The sequence below is a fragment of the Micromonospora sp. NPDC006766 genome (genome assembly GCF_040636055.1).
Classification (GTDB): Bacteria; Actinomycetota; Actinomycetes; order Mycobacteriales; family Micromonosporaceae; genus Micromonospora.
In genome coordinates, this window is record NZ_JBEYIX010000002.1 from 146061 (window position 1) to 161938 (window position 15878).

Genomic DNA, 15878 nt, shown 5'->3' on the forward strand with positions numbered 1-15878 from the left:
AAGTGGGAGTGCACCGCCGGTCACCCAGAAAAATCCTCCGTCGCACTGGAAGCATGATCAACCCCGGTTCGTCGGCATCTGCCTGGCGGCGGCCACCATCGTGGTGGTGCTGGTGCCGCTGCTGGTCTATCTTCCGTCGTACCTGACCACGGTGGTCGGGCTCAGCCCCGGCTCGGCCGGCGCCACGCTGATCCTGCTCACCGCCCCGACCCTGGTGCTGCCGCTGCTCAGCGGGGGATGACGCGTCTGGTCCCGGCCACAATGGTCACCGTCGTGTCGGTGGCCGTGGTCGCCGCCGACGCTGCTCATGCCGCCGACGTCGCTCATGCCGCCGGCACCGGTGAGAAGGGTGCCCTTCTCTACCGTAGGCGTTAATAGAGGGCCCTTCCTTTCATCGCTAGGGTGGCGGCGTGATGGACACCGAGGGGCGCCTGGTTGGGATCCGGGGTGGCGTGCCGGCCCGGCGGCACAACGCCCGCACGATCGCCGCGCTGACCGGCAACCCGGGCTGTGTCCGGCGGGCGGTGCTGGACAGCGCCGGGGTGGACAAGCCGAAGCTCGCCGAGCGGGTCGGCTTTCCGGCCGGGTTCGGCCAGTCCCGTTTCGCCATTACGCGGGGCAACGCGTTCGAGGCGCGGGTGAAGGCCGACGGCGGGGTGGAGCTGCTGCGGCTGGTGGCGGAGCGGCTGGGCGTACCGGTGCCGGCGGGGGCGAGCTGGACGGACCTGGGCGTCGACGGGGATCGGTCGGAGCGGTCCCGGGTCGCGCTTACCGCGTCCGGTGATGGGCCGGCGCTGTTCGACCACCCGCTGCTCGGGCTGGACGTGGCCGGGCGGCGGGTGCATCTGGAGCCGGACCTGGTCGCCGCCCGGCTCGACGGCCGGTTCCACGTGGTGGAGATCAAGTCGTTCCCGGTGATCGACGGTCAGGCCGACCCGGCGAAGGTGTCCGCCGCCGCGATCCAGTCGGCCGTCTACGTGCTGGCGCTGCGCGAGCTGCTGGCCGCCGAGGGCGGCGACCCGGACCTGGTGTCGCACGAGGTGGTGCTGGTCTGCCCGCGTGACTTCGCCAATGAGCCGGTGGCCAGCCTGCTTGACGTGCGCAAGCAGTTGCTGGTGCTGCGCCGCCAGCTGGACCGGATGGCCCGGATCGACGATCTGCTCGCCGAGGTGCCGGCCGCCTTCACCGCCGACCTGACTGCCGACCCGGCGACCCTGGCCGCCGCGCTGGCCAGCGTAGCCGCCCGTTACGCCCCGGAGTGCCTGGCCGCCTGCGAGCTGGCGTACTTCTGTCGGCACGAGGCGCGCGGCCACACCGCCGCGCTGGGTCGGCCGGTGCGGGAGGCGCTGGGCGGCATCGCCGACGTCGGGGACGTGCTGGCGCTGGCCGACGGCGTCCGCGCCCCCGAACCCGAGCAGGCGGAGGCCGCCGCGCTGCTGCGCGCCGCCGCCCGCCTGCGCGCCGACGCCCTCGCCGGAAACCTCGCATGAGTACGCTGCGCCGGTCCGGCCGGCCCGTTCGGTCGCGGAGGTCGCGGTGAGCACGCTGCGTGCCCTGGCCAAGGCGCAGGCGGTCGCCGCCGGGGTGGCTCAGCCGGTGGCCACCGTGCGGCACCTGCACCTGTCGGACCGGCCGCTGGTGGTGGTGCCCCTCGCCATGGCCGGCGAGGCCAACGCCCCGCTGGCCGCCATGGTCGGCGCCGCCCCCGAGGAGGCGCGGCTGCTGATCGTGCCGCAGCCGCGTAACCGTGATCAGCGCTTCGCGTTCGCCGCCGAGCTGGCCGCGATCGTGCTGCCCTACCTGGAGTCGTTCGGTGGGGTCAGCGAGGCGGTGCCGATCGACCGGGGCCGGGATGTGCGGTACCGCCACGTCGACGCGCCACAGCTGCTGGTGCCGAATCCGGCCGGGGTCGGCTTTCTGCGGCTGTTCGGCCGGGCCACCCGGTTCCGCCGTCCGGATGGCGATTACCCGGTGCACCCGTCGGTGCCGTTGCTCGGCCGCTGGCTGACCTTCTTCGCGGAGCGCGCCGAGCATCCCGGCTCGTCGGCCCTGGTCGCGATGACCGAGGCGTTGACCCTGCACTGGGCGACCGGGCAGAGCGCGGTGGAGGACTTGCACCTGCCGGCGCTGCTCGGCTGGATCGACCCGCCGCCGGGGTGTACCGGGGCGGCGGCGGCAGCCCGGGCCGAGGACCCGCAGCACTGCCCGCCAGCGGGCCCGGCGACCGACCCGGATTTCGACAACCGTCGGCTGGCCCCGGCGATGGCGGCGTACGCCGAGGCCGACGGCGACCCGGTCGCGCGGGCGGGCGCGTACGCGGAGCTGGAGCGGCTGCTGCGCGACCAGCTCGCGCCCACCTGGGCGCTGATGTGGCGCGGGGTGGGGTTGCTGCGGGCGCTGCCGCCCGGCGTGCGGGTGGCCGGCCGGTGGGACGGTGACAAGGACGCCTTCACCGGCCACGCCGAGCATGTCGACGCCGGGGGCGGGCCGCAGCCGCGCCGGGACGGTGCGGTGGCCGCGGCGGTACGGTTGCACCGGCTGGAGCGGGCCATGACCTCGTACGCGGTGCAGCGCGCCTACGACGATCCGCTCGTGATGGCCGAGCACCGGCTGACCGGGGAGGCGTTCGTCGGCGAGGTGACCCTGGCCGACCCGAAGCGGGTGGACGACTCGGGGAAACGGCCGGTGCTGCGGCCGCGGGTCCAGGTGGTCACCACCGAGCCGGTGGCGGTGCCGGTCGGCGCGACGCTGTATTCCCCGGCCCGGCCGGGTCAGAAGGCGAAGGTGGTCTTCCTGACCCCCGGCGGGGACGGCAAGACCGAGGTGGTGTTGGAGCTTTCCGGCGGGATGGGACGCGGGCTGACCGCGCCGCCGGGCACCGTGCCGGAGGTGGGGGAGCGGCTCTGCTTCACCACCCTGTCGGATGCGTACCTGCCGGCCGGGAACTTTCCCGCCCCGGAGGAGACGCCGTGGACGCATGGTGGTCCGCCGGCGGCCATGCCCGAAGCGCTCCCGGTCACCGAGAGCGCTTCGGTCGAGGAGTGGTCCTGACTCAGTCGCAGAAGACCTGCACCTTGGCGTCGGGCTGATCGACGTCGACGGTCATCTCGGCGAGGTGCTCGATCAGCTCCTCGAGTTGCTCCGGCTTGAGTTGGGTGAGGTCGAACGGCACGCCCGACTTGGCCATCTCCTCGTTGGCCTTGGTGAGCGCCTGCGGTGGGATCAGGCTGGCCAGCCGCACCCCGGCCCGCAGCAGCTGCAGCGGCACCCGGACGTTGACCTTGCCGGGTCCGTCGCCGCCGAAGTTCTCCGCCGAGTCCACCACGACCCGCAGGTACTTCGGGCGAGGTTTCTGTGCCGGCTCCGCGTCGGACGACGAGAAGCTCGGCTGATCCCGCTCCAGTGCGGCGATCAGCTGCTCGGCCTCGTCTGCGCTGACCTTTCCGTCGGCCAGCATCTGCAGGATCTGCCTGCGCTGCTCACTCATGGTTGCGTCCTCTCTACCTGATGTTGACCAGTACGCTTGTGTGGTTCTGCTCGATCTCGAACCGGGTGCCGCTCAGCGCGCACAGCAGCCGCCAACTGCGGTGCAGCGCGTGGAGTGGATTGATCCGCCAGACCAGGCAGGTGATCGCCGCCGTCACCAGCACCAGCAGCAGCACCGGCGACAGGATCAGCAGCACCGGGAGGACCGGGATCCACACGCGTATCCGCCGGCCTCGTCCGTTGCGGACCCGCACGCTCACCAGTTGGGGCATCATCTCGGCGTCTCCAGCTCCCGTAGTGCCTCCTGTGCGCTGATCTCGCCGCGCTGCAGTCGGTCGATGACGTCGGCTCGGGATGGCGCCGGGTCGGTGTCGACGAAGTCGAGCCCCTGCGCGATCCGGTTGAGCCGGGACTTGATCGTCGGATAGCTCACCCCGAAGATCCGTTCCATCTCCTTGATCGAGCCGTGGCAGCGGACGAACGCGGTGACGAACACCTGGTCCTCGATGCTCAGTTGGGCGAGTTGGGGAGGTTCGAACTCACCCTCGATGGCGACGCCTCGAGCGGTCAGGCGCACCCGCTCGACCACGAACGGTTGACCACCCGTGAGGTTGGTCAGCTCCTGCCAGTCCATGCGGTGCTCCGATCACCCGTCCACTGTCTATGTTTAATTTGTACCTTGATTTTCTTGAGTCATCAAGCCTCAGGGGCTTAATTTTCTTGAACTCGTCGCGGGAGCAACTGAAAGCAAGGGCCAGGGTCCCGCGCGCTTCGGTCGCCGCCACGACCAGCCGTCACCGACCTGACCTGGCCAATTGCCGACACTGCTCTGCCCTGGCGGTGGTACCGGGCGGTAGCTAGGCTTGCGGGGTTCGCCATCCGCAGCCGGTCCTCATCATCGAGGTGCATGTCTGGGAGAGAGCCGGAGCAAAGTTTTGTGCCTCAGCAGGACGTGAGCCGCGCCGTGACGATGGTGGCCCGCCGCCCGCTCTCCGGCCGCGTCGGGCCCGTCGCGGCCGCGCTCATCGTGCTCGGGGAAGAGTCCTGGCTGGTCGCCGGCCTGCCGGGCACGGCCCTCGTCAGCGACCTTGGCGCGGTGACGGTGTCGAGCTGGGCGGCGGTCGCCTGCGCCCGGGCGGCCAAGCGGCATCCGCTGCCGCTGCGACGGTTCTGGACGCTGCTGGCCGTGACCATGGCGCTCGCCGCGCTCGGCCGGACGGTGTGGACGGTCGAACGGCTGGGTGGGCCCGGCCTGCCCAACAACGCACTGGTCGGCGGAATCTTCACGGCCGGGATCGTCACCGGCACGGCCGCCCTGCTCTGCTCGCTGGCCGCCCCGCGCAGCCTGGTCGGGCAGGCCCGGACCATGCTCGACGGGGTGATCGTCGGGCTCGCCCTGATCCCGATCGGCTGGGTGGTGGTGTTCCGCGACATCGCCACGGCCGACCTGGCCGACCCGCTGCGCACCTTTGGGCTGCTCTACCCCATGTTCGACCTGATGCAGCTGACCATCCTGGTGGCGGTGGCCGGGCCGGCGCGTCCGCGGTGGCGGGCGCTCACCCTGATCGGGGTGAGCCTCGGCGTTCGGGCCACCGCCGACGCGGTCTACGTGTCGCTGGCCGCGCACGGCAACTACGCGCCGGGCCATCCGATCGACGTCTGGTGGCCGCTGAGCTACCTGCTGATCGGCGCCGCCACCGGCTACCCGCCGCCGCCCGGCTCGGAGGACACCGAGGAGACGACCGAGTCGCCGCTGCCGCCCTGGTGGCGGGTCGCCATGCCGTACCTGCCGGTGGGTGGGGCGATCGTCGCCGTGGTGCTCGCCCGGCAGCCCACCGGCCAGAGCCCACATTTGATCTTCATCGCCATGATGGCGCTGCTCGGGGTCCTGGCGCTGCGGCAGGGGCTGGCCGCCAACGAGAACCTGCGGCTGGCCGCCCGGCTGCGGCGGCTCGCCTACACGGACCAGCTCACCGGCCTGGCCAACCGGCTGACGTTCAACCGGCGGCTGCGGCGGGCGCTACGCGACGGCGGCCCGGTCGCCGTGCTGCTGCTGGACCTCGACGGCTTCAAACAGGTCAACGACCGTTTCGGGCATGCCACCGGGGACCGGCTGCTGACCACCATCGCGGAACGGATGCGGGACGCCGTCGGCGACGACGGCTCGATCGCCCGCCTCGGCGGCGACGAGTTCGCGGTGCTGATCGGCGGCGAGGGGGTGCCGCCCGAGCAACTCGCACAGCGGCTGCTCGCCGCCCTCGAACCGCTGCCCGGCGAGGAGGACCTCGGCGAGCACCCATCGGCGAGCATCGGCATCGCCGAGTACGGTCCGCAGCACGCCTCCCACACCGACCTGCTCCGCGACGCCGACATCGCCATGTACGCGGCGAAAGCGGCGGGCAAGTCGGCGTACCGGACCTGCACTCCGGGGCTGCGCGAGTCGGCGGTCAGCCGGGCCGAGCTGATCGCCGACCTGCGCCGCGCGGTCGACGAGGGACAGCTGCTGATGGAGTTCCAGCCGATCGTGGACCTGGCCACCGGCACGGTACGCAGCGCCGAGGCGCTGGTGCGCTGGCGGCATCCGCGCCTCGGAGTGCTGCCCCCGGCGCGGTTCCTGCCGTTGGCCGAGGAGACCGGGCTGATCCTGGCGATCGACCGGTGGGTGATCCACCAGGCGTGCCGGGCCGCGGCGACCTGGCGGCCACACGCGCCCGAGGTGACCGTCGCGGTCAACATCGCCGCCGCGCACCTGCAGCGCCCCGACCTGATCGCCACGGTCACCGGGGCCACCTCGGCGGCCGGTCTGGCGCCCCGCGCGCTCACCCTCGAGCTGACCGAGTCGGCGCTGATCGAGGGCAGCGAGGTGGTGCTGGAGCGGCTGCACCAGCTGCGCGAGCTGGGCGTGCGGATCGCCATCGACGACTTCGGCACCGGCTACTCGTCGCTGAGCTACCTGCACCGGATCCCGGCCACCGAGCTGAAGATCGACCGTTCGTTCGTGTCCCGGCTGGACGCCGGTGACCCGCGGGCGTACGCCACCGTGGAGATGGTCAACCGGTTGGCCGGCGCATTCGACCTGGCCGTGGTGGCCGAGGGGGTGGAGACCGGCACGCAGCACGAGGCGGTGACCGCGATCGGCTGCCTGCACGGCCAGGGCTGGCGGTACGGCCGCCCGGCCACCCTGTCGGAGCTGCTCGCCCTGCTCACCCCGATCGACGTGACCCGCTGACCGGCCCGGCCGGCAACGGGTCGAAAGTCCCGGACGCTCAGGGGATTGGACCCTGCTGTCGGCCGCTGCCCGGCCGCGACGATGGAACGGACATCGAAGAAGCGGTCACCTTCCACAGGGGAGCGGTCATGAAGCGTCGGACCTTGGATCTGTTGTTCAGCATCGGCGGGCTCGGCCTCGCGGTCCTGCTGCTCGTCGTGGGCATCGTGCTGACGACGAACGCCAACTTCGCGACCAGCTACGTGCACGACCAGCTCGCCGCCCAGCACATCACCTTCAAGCCGGCCGCCCAGCTGACCGACGAGGAGAAGAAGGTGGACTGCCTGCGCGAGTACGCCGGCCAGGCGCTGACCACCGGCAAGCAGGCCGAGTGCTACGCCAACGAGTTCATCGGGCTGCACCTGAAGGCGATGTCCGGCGGCAGGACGTACGCCGAGCTGGGTGAGCCGGAGTCGGCGCTCAGGGCGCAGGTCGCCGAGGCCGAGAAGAACAACGCCGCGAACCTGGACGACCTGAAGCAGCAGCTCACCCAGGCCAGTGCCCTGCGGGAGACCGTGTTCAAGGGCGAGTCGCTGCGCGGGATGCTGCTCACCTCGTACGGCTTCAGCGAGTTCGGCCGCAAGGCCGAGCAGGGCGCGCTGGCCATGTACCTCGGCGCGGCGCTGCTCCTGCTGCTGTCGATCGCCGGCCTGGTGCACGCCTTCCGCACCCCGGCCAGCGCGACGTTCGCCGCCCCGGAGCCGGCCCGAAAGCCGGTCAACGCCTGACCCCGGCCCCGCCCCGCCCCGCCCCGGTCCGACCGCCCCGGTCTCCGCCACCCCCCGAAGCGGAGACCGGGGCCGGTCATTTTTTGGCATGCAGTCGTCGAAAATCGGGCTTGACCCTCACGTCGCGGGAGGCGCGAGGCTTGGTCGCGGAAGGGAGGGAACCATGGCGTACACGGTGGGTCAGGTGGCGCGGGCGGCGCGGGTGACGGTCCGGACGCTGCACCACTACGACGAGATCGGGTTGTTGTCGCCGAGCGGGCGTACCCCGGCCGGCTACCGCCGCTACTCCGACGCGGACCTGGAGCGGCTGCAGCTCATCCGGGCCTACCGTGAGCTGGGGTTCCCGCTGGAGGAGATCGCCGAGATCCTGGACGACCCGGCGGCGGACCCGGTGGCGCACCTGCGCCGGCAGCACGAGCTGCTCACCGGCCGGATCGGCAAGTTGCGGGAGATGGTCGCGGCGATCGAACTCGCAATGGAGGCGAGACGAATGAACATCGGGCTCACGCCGCAGGAGCGGTTCGAGGTATTCGGGGACTTCGACCCGGACGCGCACGCTGAGGAGGCGGAGCGGCGCTGGGGCGGCACGGAGGCATACCGGCAGTCGGCCGAGCGGGTCAGCCGGTATTCGAAGGAGGACTGGCTGCGGCACAAGGCGCAGAACGAGGACTGGGGCCGGCGGCTCGCCGAGCTGATGGCCTCGGGCGCCCCGGCCGACTCGCCGGAGGCGATGGCGCTGGCCGAGGAGCACCGGCAGTTGATCAGCCGCTGGTTCTACGACTGCTCGTACGAGTTCCACACCGGCCTGGCCGACATGTACATCGCCGATCCGCGGTTCACCGGGTACTACGAGAAGATCCGGCCGGGGATGGCCACGTACCTGAACGAGGCGATCCACGCCAACGCGATCAACCGGGCCTGAACCTGCCTGGTCATGGGCCTCTCGCGGCGCGTTCCGCGGGCCTTTTGCCGTCGCCTCACTCGTCCTCGCCAGCTGTGGTGTGGCATCTGGTGTTCGGCGCCTTTCGAGCTGAGTCGCCTGTGATGTCGCTCGGCGCTTGGGGTTGGCAATCGGGGGTCGGGGGCGGTGTGGCGCTGCCGCCGCTACCGGCGGCGAGTCGTTTGCGATGTCAGGTCGACAGGTGGTGGCGAGTGGATGCCGGGCCGCCCCGGCGCGGCACGAGGCCTCCGGCGCGGTCACTTCCGGGTACGCGAGGGCACCTGGCACCGATCGCTGCCGTGGTGGCCCGCGTCGGTCCTCGTCCGCTCGATGGGTGATCAGGGAACAGGGGCGGTGGGTGGTGGTTCGGGCGGCAGGCCCGGCGCCAGCCGGCGCAGCGACGCGTACGTGGGCGCGAGCGCGTCGTGCAGCTCGGAGAAGAGCGGCAGCAGCGCGGCGTAGGTGGCGGCGGAGGCCGGGTCGGGGCGTACCGTCTCGTCGATTTTGACCAGGTCGGCGGCGACGTCGATCGAGGAGATCAGGCCGAGGGCCTGCATGCCGAGCAGGGCGGCACCGAAGCTGGACCCCTCGTGGCGGGCGGGGAATCGGACCGGCATGCCGAGCACGTCGGCGAGGATCTGCCGCCAGAGCGGGCTGCGGGCGAAGCCGCCGCCGGCCCGGACCTCGTGCACCTCGTTGCCGGTGGCGCGCATCGCGGCGAGGACCAGGGCGAGCTGCTGGCAGACGCCTTCCAACGCGGCCCGGACCAGGTGTTCGCGCCGGTGGCCGCGGGTGAGCCCGACGTATGCGCCGCGGGGCAGCGCGCTCCAGTGCGGTGCCCGCTCGCTGAGCAGGTACGGCAGCATGAGCAGGCCGCCGGAGCCGACGGGCGCGTGACCGGCCAGGTCGAGCAACTGCTCCTCGGCGTGCCCGCCGAGGTCCGGGGCGAGGGCGTCGCCGGCCCACTGCAGGACAATGCCGCCGTTGTTGATCGCACCGCCGACCACCCAGCGGTCTGCGGTGAGGGCGTAACAGAAGACGCCGCCGAGCGGGTCGACGCCGGGGCGTTCCACCACCAGGCGCATCGCGCCGCTGGTGCCGATGGAGCAGGCCACCTCGCCGGGGTGCACCGCGCCGAGGCCGAGGTTGGCCAGCGGGCCGTCGCCGGCGCCGACCACGATCGGGGTGTCGGCGGGCAGGCCGGTGGCGCGGGCCGCGTCGGCGGTCAGGCCGGGCAGGACGTGGGTGGTGGGGACGAGCCGGGGGAGCTGTTCGGCGGTGATCCCGGCGAGACCGAGGGCCTCGGAATCCCAGGCCAGCCGGTGGATGTTCAGCAGGCCGGTGGCGGAGGCGACGGAGTGGTCGGTGACCAGGGCATCGGTCAGCCGCAGCAGCACGTAATCCTTGATCCCCACCCAGTGGGCGACCCGTTCGTGCAGCTTCGGCTGCTGCTCGGCGAACCAGACAAGCTTCGACAGGGGCGCCATGGGGTGCACGGGGGTGCCGGTGCGCCGGTGCAGCGCCAGCCCGGACGGCACGGCGCGCAGCCGTTCGGCCTGGGTGCTGGCACGGGAGTCGGCCCAGATGATCGACGGGGTGAGCGGGACGCCGTCGGCGTCGAGGCCGATGAGGCTGTGCATGGCGGTGCTGAACGACAGCCCGGCGACCGGGCCGGGTAGTTCGTCGACCACCGCGCGGATCGAGCTCACCACCGCGTCGCAGAGCAGCCGTGGGTCCTGTTCGGCGTATCCGGGGTGCGGTTCGTCGAGGGGGTTGCCGATCGAGTGGGCGGCGAGTTGCCGTCCACCGGCGTCGTACGCGACGGCCTTGGTGCTGGTGGTGCCGATGTCCACCCCCACCATGACGGCAGATTCGCCCACCGGCGAACCATGCCACGCGCCGCGACCGGCCGCTGACTTTTGGGCCGGATCGCGGTGGTCAATCACCCGATCAGTCGTATTAGTACGCTTCGCGTGTCTTTCCGGCTGTTTACCGCAGTTGACAGGTAGGAAAGACCCGGGTGGGCTCGCGCGGCAGAGGAGTCGGCGTGGCGATGACTGATTCGACGGGTTCCACATGGCGTTACCGGTGGGCGCACCGGCAGAACGACCGGCGGCTGCGCACGTTCCGCGCGGCCGACGAGGCGTGGCGGCGACGCGACGACGAGCTGCGGCGGCTGCGTACCCTCGCCGTGTCCTTGCATGGCTCGACCGAGGCCGGCGCGGGCCTGCCGATGGAACTCACCCCCGGCGAAGTGGTCTTCTGGACGCTGCCGGCCGCGCAACTGGTCGAGGTACGGCACAGCGCCGTGCTGCCGGCCCCCGAACTGGCCGTCGAGCCCGACCCGCCGATGCTGCGCCCGCGCCGCCCCGAGGGAGTGCGGGTCGTCGATGCCGGGCTGGCCGTGCTCACCAACCGGCGGCTGGTCCTGCTCGGCGGGCGAGGCCGGCGCGACTGGGCGTACGGGAGGATGACCGGGCTGTCGCACGACCCGGGCACGCCGGTGACCCTGATCCAGGTCCTGGACCGGCGGCGTACGTCCGGGCTGCTGCTGCCCACCGGCGCGGTGGCCGACTTCCGGTTCAAGCTGACCCTGGCCTTCGCCGACGCGATCGAGCAGCGGGCGGCGGTCGTCGCTCAACTCGACGAGCTGATCGGGGAACACGGCGCGGCGCGGCCGACCCGGCCGGCCGTCCTCACCCCGGCGCAGGCCCGGGTCACCGCACGGGTGCCGGGCGGTCGGCGCGGCGTCGCGGTCGGCGCGGCTGTCGCGCTGATCGTGCCGGCGATGCTCTTCGAGTCCGACCCGCCGGTGCGGCCCGGCTCCGAGCGGGCCTCGGCCGCCACCCCGGCGTCCACCACCGCGCCGGTGCCGTCGCCGGCCGCCCCCGCCGTGCCGGCCACCTCGCCGAAGCCCCACCGCACCCGCGCCACGCCCACGGCCGCACCATCCCGGCCGGTCGCCGAGTCGCGCTGCGGCGCCCCGGACAACCCCTACGGGTACGACTTCTGCGGCGGCCAGCGGATCCGCACGCCGGACCGGGGAGTCTGCGACTGGTTCGACTGCGTACCCGACTTCTGGTCCGGTCGGGGCTGGCTGGTGCAGTGCCATGACGGGACGGTCAGCCTGACCGGCGGGCAGCGCGACTCGTGCACCGGCCATCGGGGCTTCCGCCGCACCGTCTGGACCTGACGGTTCAGCGAGGCCGGGAACCGCCGAGGGGGAGCAGACCGGCGAGGACCAGGGCGGCGCCGATTGGCAGCAGGTCCAGCTGCACCGCGATCGACGCGAACCCCACCAGCACCAGCACCGGTCCCCAGATCGGCAGCAGCCGCACGAAGGCCGCGCGGAACAGCAGGGTGAGCAGGCCCAGCTCGAACAGCGCCGGTCCACCCGCCAGCACCAGGCCGGGCGTGTTCACCGCGTCGGCGAACCGGGGGAACAGGTCGCCGAGGATCACCCACCCGAAGCCGACCGCGCCGAGCAGGCCGGCCACCGCCGCCACGTCGTCGACCGCCCGCAGCGGGGACGAGGTGGCGCGCAACAGCCCGTGCAGGCCCACGATCACCGCCCCGAACGCGACGATGCCGAACAGGAACAGGGTGTGCCCGATCATCCACGGCCACGCCGACTTGTCGCGGTGCCCGCCCAGGCCGCCGATCAGGCGCAACAGGCCGTAGCCGAACAGCAGCAGCGACGCGGTCACGGCCATCGACCGCAGCCAGGGGTACGCGGTACGCCCGGCCGCCCGGACATCGTTGATGGTCATTGCCTCAGCCTGTCAACGAGGCGCGTGCCGGACATCCGGGTCCGTCCCCTACCCGTCCCGGAACGGCACACCCCGATGCGCCTCGGGGACGGATGCCGCTACCGTCGCGTCGTGTCCCGCGTGATCACTCTCGTTCTGGTCGACGACGCCGGTGTGTCGCTCGGCGCCCTGCCCCCGTTCGAGGTGCCGGAGCCGTGGTGGCAGCAGGTCGGCGGAATCGTCGACGGGGCCCGCCGCCACCACGGCGTCGACGTGGCCGTGCTGCGGCTGCTCGCCGCCGACCGGCCAGAGCCGCCCGGCGGCCACCTCACCTACCTCGGCCAGGTCACCACGCCGGTGGCCGTACCCCTGGAACCGGTGCCGGTGGACCTGGCGCCGCACCCGCTGCGCGCCCCCTGGGCGCGGCCCTGCGGCCCGGCCCGCAGCCTTGCCTGGGCCACCGGCGAGCTGCACCGCCTCGGCCGGCCGGTGACCGCCACCGTCCAGCACCGCACCTGGAACCTGTCGGCGATCTGGCGGCTCGACGGCGAGCATGGCAGCGCCTGGCTCAAGCAGGTGCCCGGGTTCTTCCGGCACGAGGCTGCCGTGCTGCGCTGGCTCGCCAGCGTCGCGCCCGCCACCGGGCCGGCCCTGCTCGCCGCCGACGACGCCGGCCGGATCCTGCTCGACCACGTGCCCGGCGAGGACCGCTACACCGCCGACGACACCGAACGCGCCGCTATCGCCGCCGACCACCACCTGCTCCAACTGCGCGCCGCCGACCACGTCGACGCGCTGGTCGCGGCCGGCGTACCCGACCTGAGCGGGCCGGCCCTGGCCGCCTGGATCCGGCGGTGGCTCGCCCCGTACGACGTGTCCGCCGTCGCCGACCTGCTCGCCGACCTCGACGACCGGCTCGACCAGGTACGCGACTGCGGGCTGCCCGACACCCTCGTCCACGGTGACCTTCACCCCGGCAACGTACGCGGCGACGGCCGGCGGCGAGTCGTCATCGACTGGGGTGACTCGTTCGTCGGGCACCCCGCCTTCGACATCCTGCGCCTCACCGAAACCCTTGCCCCGGCCGCCGCCGCGCCGCTGCTCGACGCCTGGGCCGCCCGCTGGCGGGCCGACGTGCCCGGCAGCGACCCGCGCCGCGCCGTCGACCTGCTGCGGCCGGTCGCCCCGCTGCGTTTTGCTGCCGCGTACGCGATGTTCCTGGCCAACATCGAACCGAGCGAGCACCCCTACCACGCGGCGGACGTGCCGGCCTGCCTCGGCGCGGCCGCCGCCGAGGCGAAGCAGGTGATCCGGCCCGACTGACGGTACTTGTATCAACTCCTTGACACAAGTGAGTCGGCCCGGTGATGCTTGTTTGTGTCAAATGCTTGATACAAAGGAGAGTGTCGTCGTGCCGGTCACGGTGATCCTGGGGCTTCTGCTGCTGCCGCTGCTCGGCGTCGCGCTGGCCGGCCCGTCCGCGACGGGCGAACCCGCGACCGAGCACATCCGGCGCACCACCCGACGCTGGCGGTGGTCCGGCCTGATCCTCGGAGCGGCGGTCGCCGCCGTCGCCGCCGGCCAAGACCCGCTGGGACGCGGCGTCCTGCTGGCCGCGCCCCTGTTCGGTCTCTGCGTGCTGGCCGGAGTGGTGGCGGGCGAGAGCCGCGTCGTCGTCCGTCCCGCCGGCACCGCCCGCCAGGCCACCCTGGAGACCCGGCAGGTCCGCCACTACCTGCCCCGTCGACCATTCCGGGCGGTGGCCGCCGCCGGCGGTGCGCTGGCCATCCTGCTGACCGCGACCACCACCGCCGGCTCCGCCGACGACCTCGGCCGCGCCGGCCGCACCCTGGCCTACCGCTGCGGCGAATTCGCCGGCGGCTCCCACGGCCCATGGGCCGGCTCCTTCTACAGTCTTCCTCTCGCCCTGGTCGTCGGCCTCGGTGTGCTGATCGCCGCGCTGGCCATGCACCGGCTCGTCGGACGCCCCCGCCCGCACACCTCCGCCGGTGACCTGGTGCGCGACGACGCGGAGCGGCGCCGCTCCGCCACCGCCGTCACCGGGGCCTGCGGTGTGCTGGTCACCATCCCGCTCATCGGGATCTCCCTGCTCACCGCGGCCGGACTGCTGGCCAGCCCGTGCCGGCCGACCTGGTGGACGGCCGCCGCCTGGGTGCTGTTCCTGCTCATCCCGGCCTGGACCGCCCTGCTGGGCTGGAGCGCCGTCGCCGTCCTGGATCCCGGCCCCCGCGCCGACCGGCCCGCCCCGGTACCGGCGTGAACGCGCCGACCCTGCGGGTCGACACGCAGGACCCCACACCCCCGTACGAGCAGCTACGCCGACAACTGGCCGACCTGATCCACACCGGAGTGCTCCAGCCCGGCGACCGGCTGCCACCGCTGCGGCAACTCGCCGGCGACCTCGGCCTGGCCGTCGGCACCGTGGCCCGCAGCTACCGCGAGCTGGAGACCGCCGGGCTGGTCCGGTCCCGACGCGGCGGCGGCACCCGGGTGGCGGACCAGGTGCCCGCGCCGCGCGCCGACGAGCGCCGCCAAGCGCTCGACCGGCACGCGACCGCCTACCTGCGGCAGGCGCGGCTGCTCGGTGTCGACCGGGAAGCCGCCCTCGACGCCGTACGCCGCGCCTGGTCCGCCGACGAGTGATCGTCAGACCCGCTGAACCGGGATCCACAACTCCGCGTCGGCCTGCGTACCGTCCGCCGACACCCGCACCTGCGAGATCTCCGGGCCCGGGCGGCTCTCGTACGGGTTGGACGGAAACCACTGGGTGAACACGTCCCGCCACAGATACTGCACCGCCTGCGGGAACGCCCCGGAGGCCTGGAACACCGCCCACGCGCCGGCCGCCACCGGCAGGTTGTCCAGGTCCTCCGGCGCGTCCGCGCCGGTCACCACCCCGTGCCAGTAGTCCAACTCGGTGCCCTCGGCCCGGTCGCCGGCCAGGCCGTCGCTGACGTTGACGATGCCGTGCGGCTCCTGGTCCGACAGCGCCTCGATCCGGCGTACGGTCTCCGGGTCGATGCCCTTGACGAACGCCACGATGGCCGGGTTCATCCCCTCGTGCACCAGCGGAACCCGCGCCTTGCGCCCGACCAGGCGGAAGGCGTCCTTCTCCACGATCCGATACTGCATGCTGCTGCTCCCTTCCACGATGAGCCGGAAGGACATCCGGGGCTGCGACCGCAGCACCGCCCCCGTACGCCGGGCTTCGCCCGGGCCGACGCCGTGCACGGCCCGGAACGCCCGGGCGAAGGCCTCGTTAGACCCGTACCCCCAGCGCACCGCGACGTCGAGCAGCGGCACCTTCCCGGCGAGGACCTCCGCGCCGGCGACGGTGAGCCGCCGCCGGCGCACGTACTCCGACAGTGGGATGCCGGCCAGGGCGGAGAACAGCCGCCGGAAGTGGTGCTCCGACACGCACGCGATCCGCGCCAGGTCGGCGACCTCGACCGGCTGGTCGAGGTGCCGTTCGAGGTGGTCCATCGCCTGGTTGAGCCGCTCCAACACCCGGTGCTCCTTCCTCTTCCACCACCGACGCTAGGGGCCGCCGAGGCGCTGAACCCGATCTCATCGAGCCCGATTAAGTCGGCTCGCTTTATGATCACGAGGTGTGTCTGCGTGGACACGAGCGGCCAGGCTGAATCCGAGTTGTAAGTATTAGCTGAAGGGTCATCGGGTCGTCGGTG

General features: G+C 72.7%; 15 protein-coding genes and 1 pseudogene. 10 read left to right on the forward strand and 6 right to left on the reverse strand.

Annotation, left to right across the window (positions count from 1 at the left end):
• Positions 1-61 precede the first annotated feature (61 nt).
• From ABZ671_RS04385 to ABZ671_RS04395, 3 genes and pseudogenes are all read left to right on the forward strand, one after another.
• Positions 62-336: pseudogene (locus ABZ671_RS04385) on the forward strand (MFS transporter); the annotation flags it as partial.
• A gap of 77 nt (positions 337-413) precedes the next feature.
• Entirely contained in the window at positions 414-1490 is a 1077-nt protein-coding gene (locus ABZ671_RS04390) for a hypothetical protein (protein WP_357851711.1), read from the forward strand.
• Between the two features lie 46 nt (positions 1491-1536).
• Positions 1537-3051 carry a hypothetical protein gene (locus ABZ671_RS04395; RefSeq protein WP_357851047.1) on the forward strand — a complete coding sequence of 505 codons (1515 nt, stop codon included), beginning with the start codon at positions 1537-1539 and terminating at the stop codon, positions 3049-3051.
• A gap of 1 nt (position 3052) precedes the next feature.
• On the opposite strand, the gene ABZ671_RS04400 is transcribed toward ABZ671_RS04395, so the two are convergent.
• From ABZ671_RS04400 to ABZ671_RS04410, 3 genes are read right to left on the reverse strand one after another with little or no spacing between them, the layout of a single operon-like run.
• Positions 3053-3487 (reverse strand): hypothetical protein, encoded by a 435-nt coding sequence (locus ABZ671_RS04400; RefSeq protein ID WP_357851050.1) that lies wholly within the window; start codon positions 3485-3487, stop codon positions 3053-3055.
• Between the two features lie 13 nt (positions 3488-3500).
• The gene (locus tag ABZ671_RS04405; protein ID WP_357851053.1) at positions 3501-3761 is read right to left on the reverse strand and encodes a hypothetical protein; all 261 of its coding nucleotides are present in this window, start codon (positions 3759-3761) and stop codon (positions 3501-3503) included.
• Entirely contained in the window at positions 3758-4120 is a 363-nt protein-coding gene (locus ABZ671_RS04410; protein ID WP_357851055.1) for a DUF2089 domain-containing protein, read from the reverse strand. Before ABZ671_RS04410 ends, ABZ671_RS04405 begins: the two co-directional genes overlap by 4 nt.
• Before the next feature lie 273 nt (positions 4121-4393).
• Between ABZ671_RS04410 and ABZ671_RS04415 the strand changes: the two genes are divergently transcribed.
• The 3 genes from ABZ671_RS04415 to ABZ671_RS04425 all read left to right on the forward strand — a co-directional run bounded on the left by ABZ671_RS04415 (position 4394) and on the right by ABZ671_RS04425 (position 8404).
• Complete coding sequence (locus ABZ671_RS04415) at positions 4394-6715, forward strand: EAL domain-containing protein (RefSeq protein WP_357851058.1); 2322 nt, start codon at positions 4394-4396, stop codon at positions 6713-6715.
• 128 nt (positions 6716-6843) lie between these two features.
• Positions 6844-7482, forward strand: a complete 639-nt coding sequence (locus ABZ671_RS04420) for a hypothetical protein (RefSeq protein WP_357851061.1) — start codon at positions 6844-6846, stop codon at positions 7480-7482.
• A 163-nt stretch (positions 7483-7645) separates the two neighbouring features.
• Positions 7646-8404, forward strand: coding sequence for a MerR family transcriptional regulator (locus tag ABZ671_RS04425; RefSeq protein ID WP_357851064.1), 759 nt, complete (start codon positions 7646-7648; stop codon positions 8402-8404).
• Between the two features lie 356 nt (positions 8405-8760).
• Here the strand turns inward: ABZ671_RS04425 and ABZ671_RS04430 are convergent, their stop codons facing one another.
• Entirely contained in the window at positions 8761-10302 is a 1542-nt protein-coding gene (locus tag ABZ671_RS04430; protein WP_357851068.1) for a gluconokinase, read from the reverse strand.
• A 167-nt stretch (positions 10303-10469) separates the two neighbouring features.
• On the opposite strand from ABZ671_RS04430, the gene ABZ671_RS04435 reads away from it, so the two are divergent.
• Positions 10470-11615 carry a hypothetical protein gene (locus ABZ671_RS04435; RefSeq protein WP_357851071.1) on the forward strand — a complete coding sequence of 382 codons (1146 nt, stop codon included), beginning with the start codon at positions 10470-10472 and terminating at the stop codon, positions 11613-11615.
• Positions 11616-11619: 4 nt separating this feature from the next.
• Here ABZ671_RS04435 and ABZ671_RS04440 read toward each other — a convergent pair whose 3' ends face one another.
• Positions 11620-12192 (reverse strand): hypothetical protein, encoded by a 573-nt coding sequence (locus ABZ671_RS04440; protein WP_357851074.1) that lies wholly within the window; start codon positions 12190-12192, stop codon positions 11620-11622.
• A 111-nt stretch (positions 12193-12303) separates the two neighbouring features.
• Between ABZ671_RS04440 and ABZ671_RS04445 the strand changes: the two genes are divergently transcribed.
• From ABZ671_RS04445 to ABZ671_RS04455, 3 genes are all read left to right on the forward strand, one after another.
• The gene (locus ABZ671_RS04445) at positions 12304-13494 is read left to right on the forward strand and encodes an aminoglycoside phosphotransferase family protein (RefSeq protein ID WP_357851077.1); all 1191 of its coding nucleotides are present in this window, start codon (positions 12304-12306) and stop codon (positions 13492-13494) included.
• Positions 13495-13582: 88 nt separating this feature from the next.
• Positions 13583-14452, forward strand: a complete 870-nt coding sequence (locus tag ABZ671_RS04450; RefSeq protein ID WP_357851080.1) for a hypothetical protein — start codon at positions 13583-13585, stop codon at positions 14450-14452.
• Positions 14449-14835 (forward strand): GntR family transcriptional regulator, encoded by a 387-nt coding sequence (locus ABZ671_RS04455; protein WP_357851083.1) that lies wholly within the window; start codon positions 14449-14451, stop codon positions 14833-14835. The genes ABZ671_RS04450 and ABZ671_RS04455 overlap by 4 nt, the downstream gene beginning before the upstream one ends.
• Before the next feature lie 3 nt (positions 14836-14838).
• Here the strand turns inward: ABZ671_RS04455 and ABZ671_RS04460 are convergent, their stop codons facing one another.
• Positions 14839-15699 (reverse strand): AraC family transcriptional regulator, encoded by an 861-nt coding sequence (locus ABZ671_RS04460; RefSeq protein ID WP_357851086.1) that lies wholly within the window; start codon positions 15697-15699, stop codon positions 14839-14841.
• Between the last annotated feature and the right edge of the window lie 179 nt (positions 15700-15878).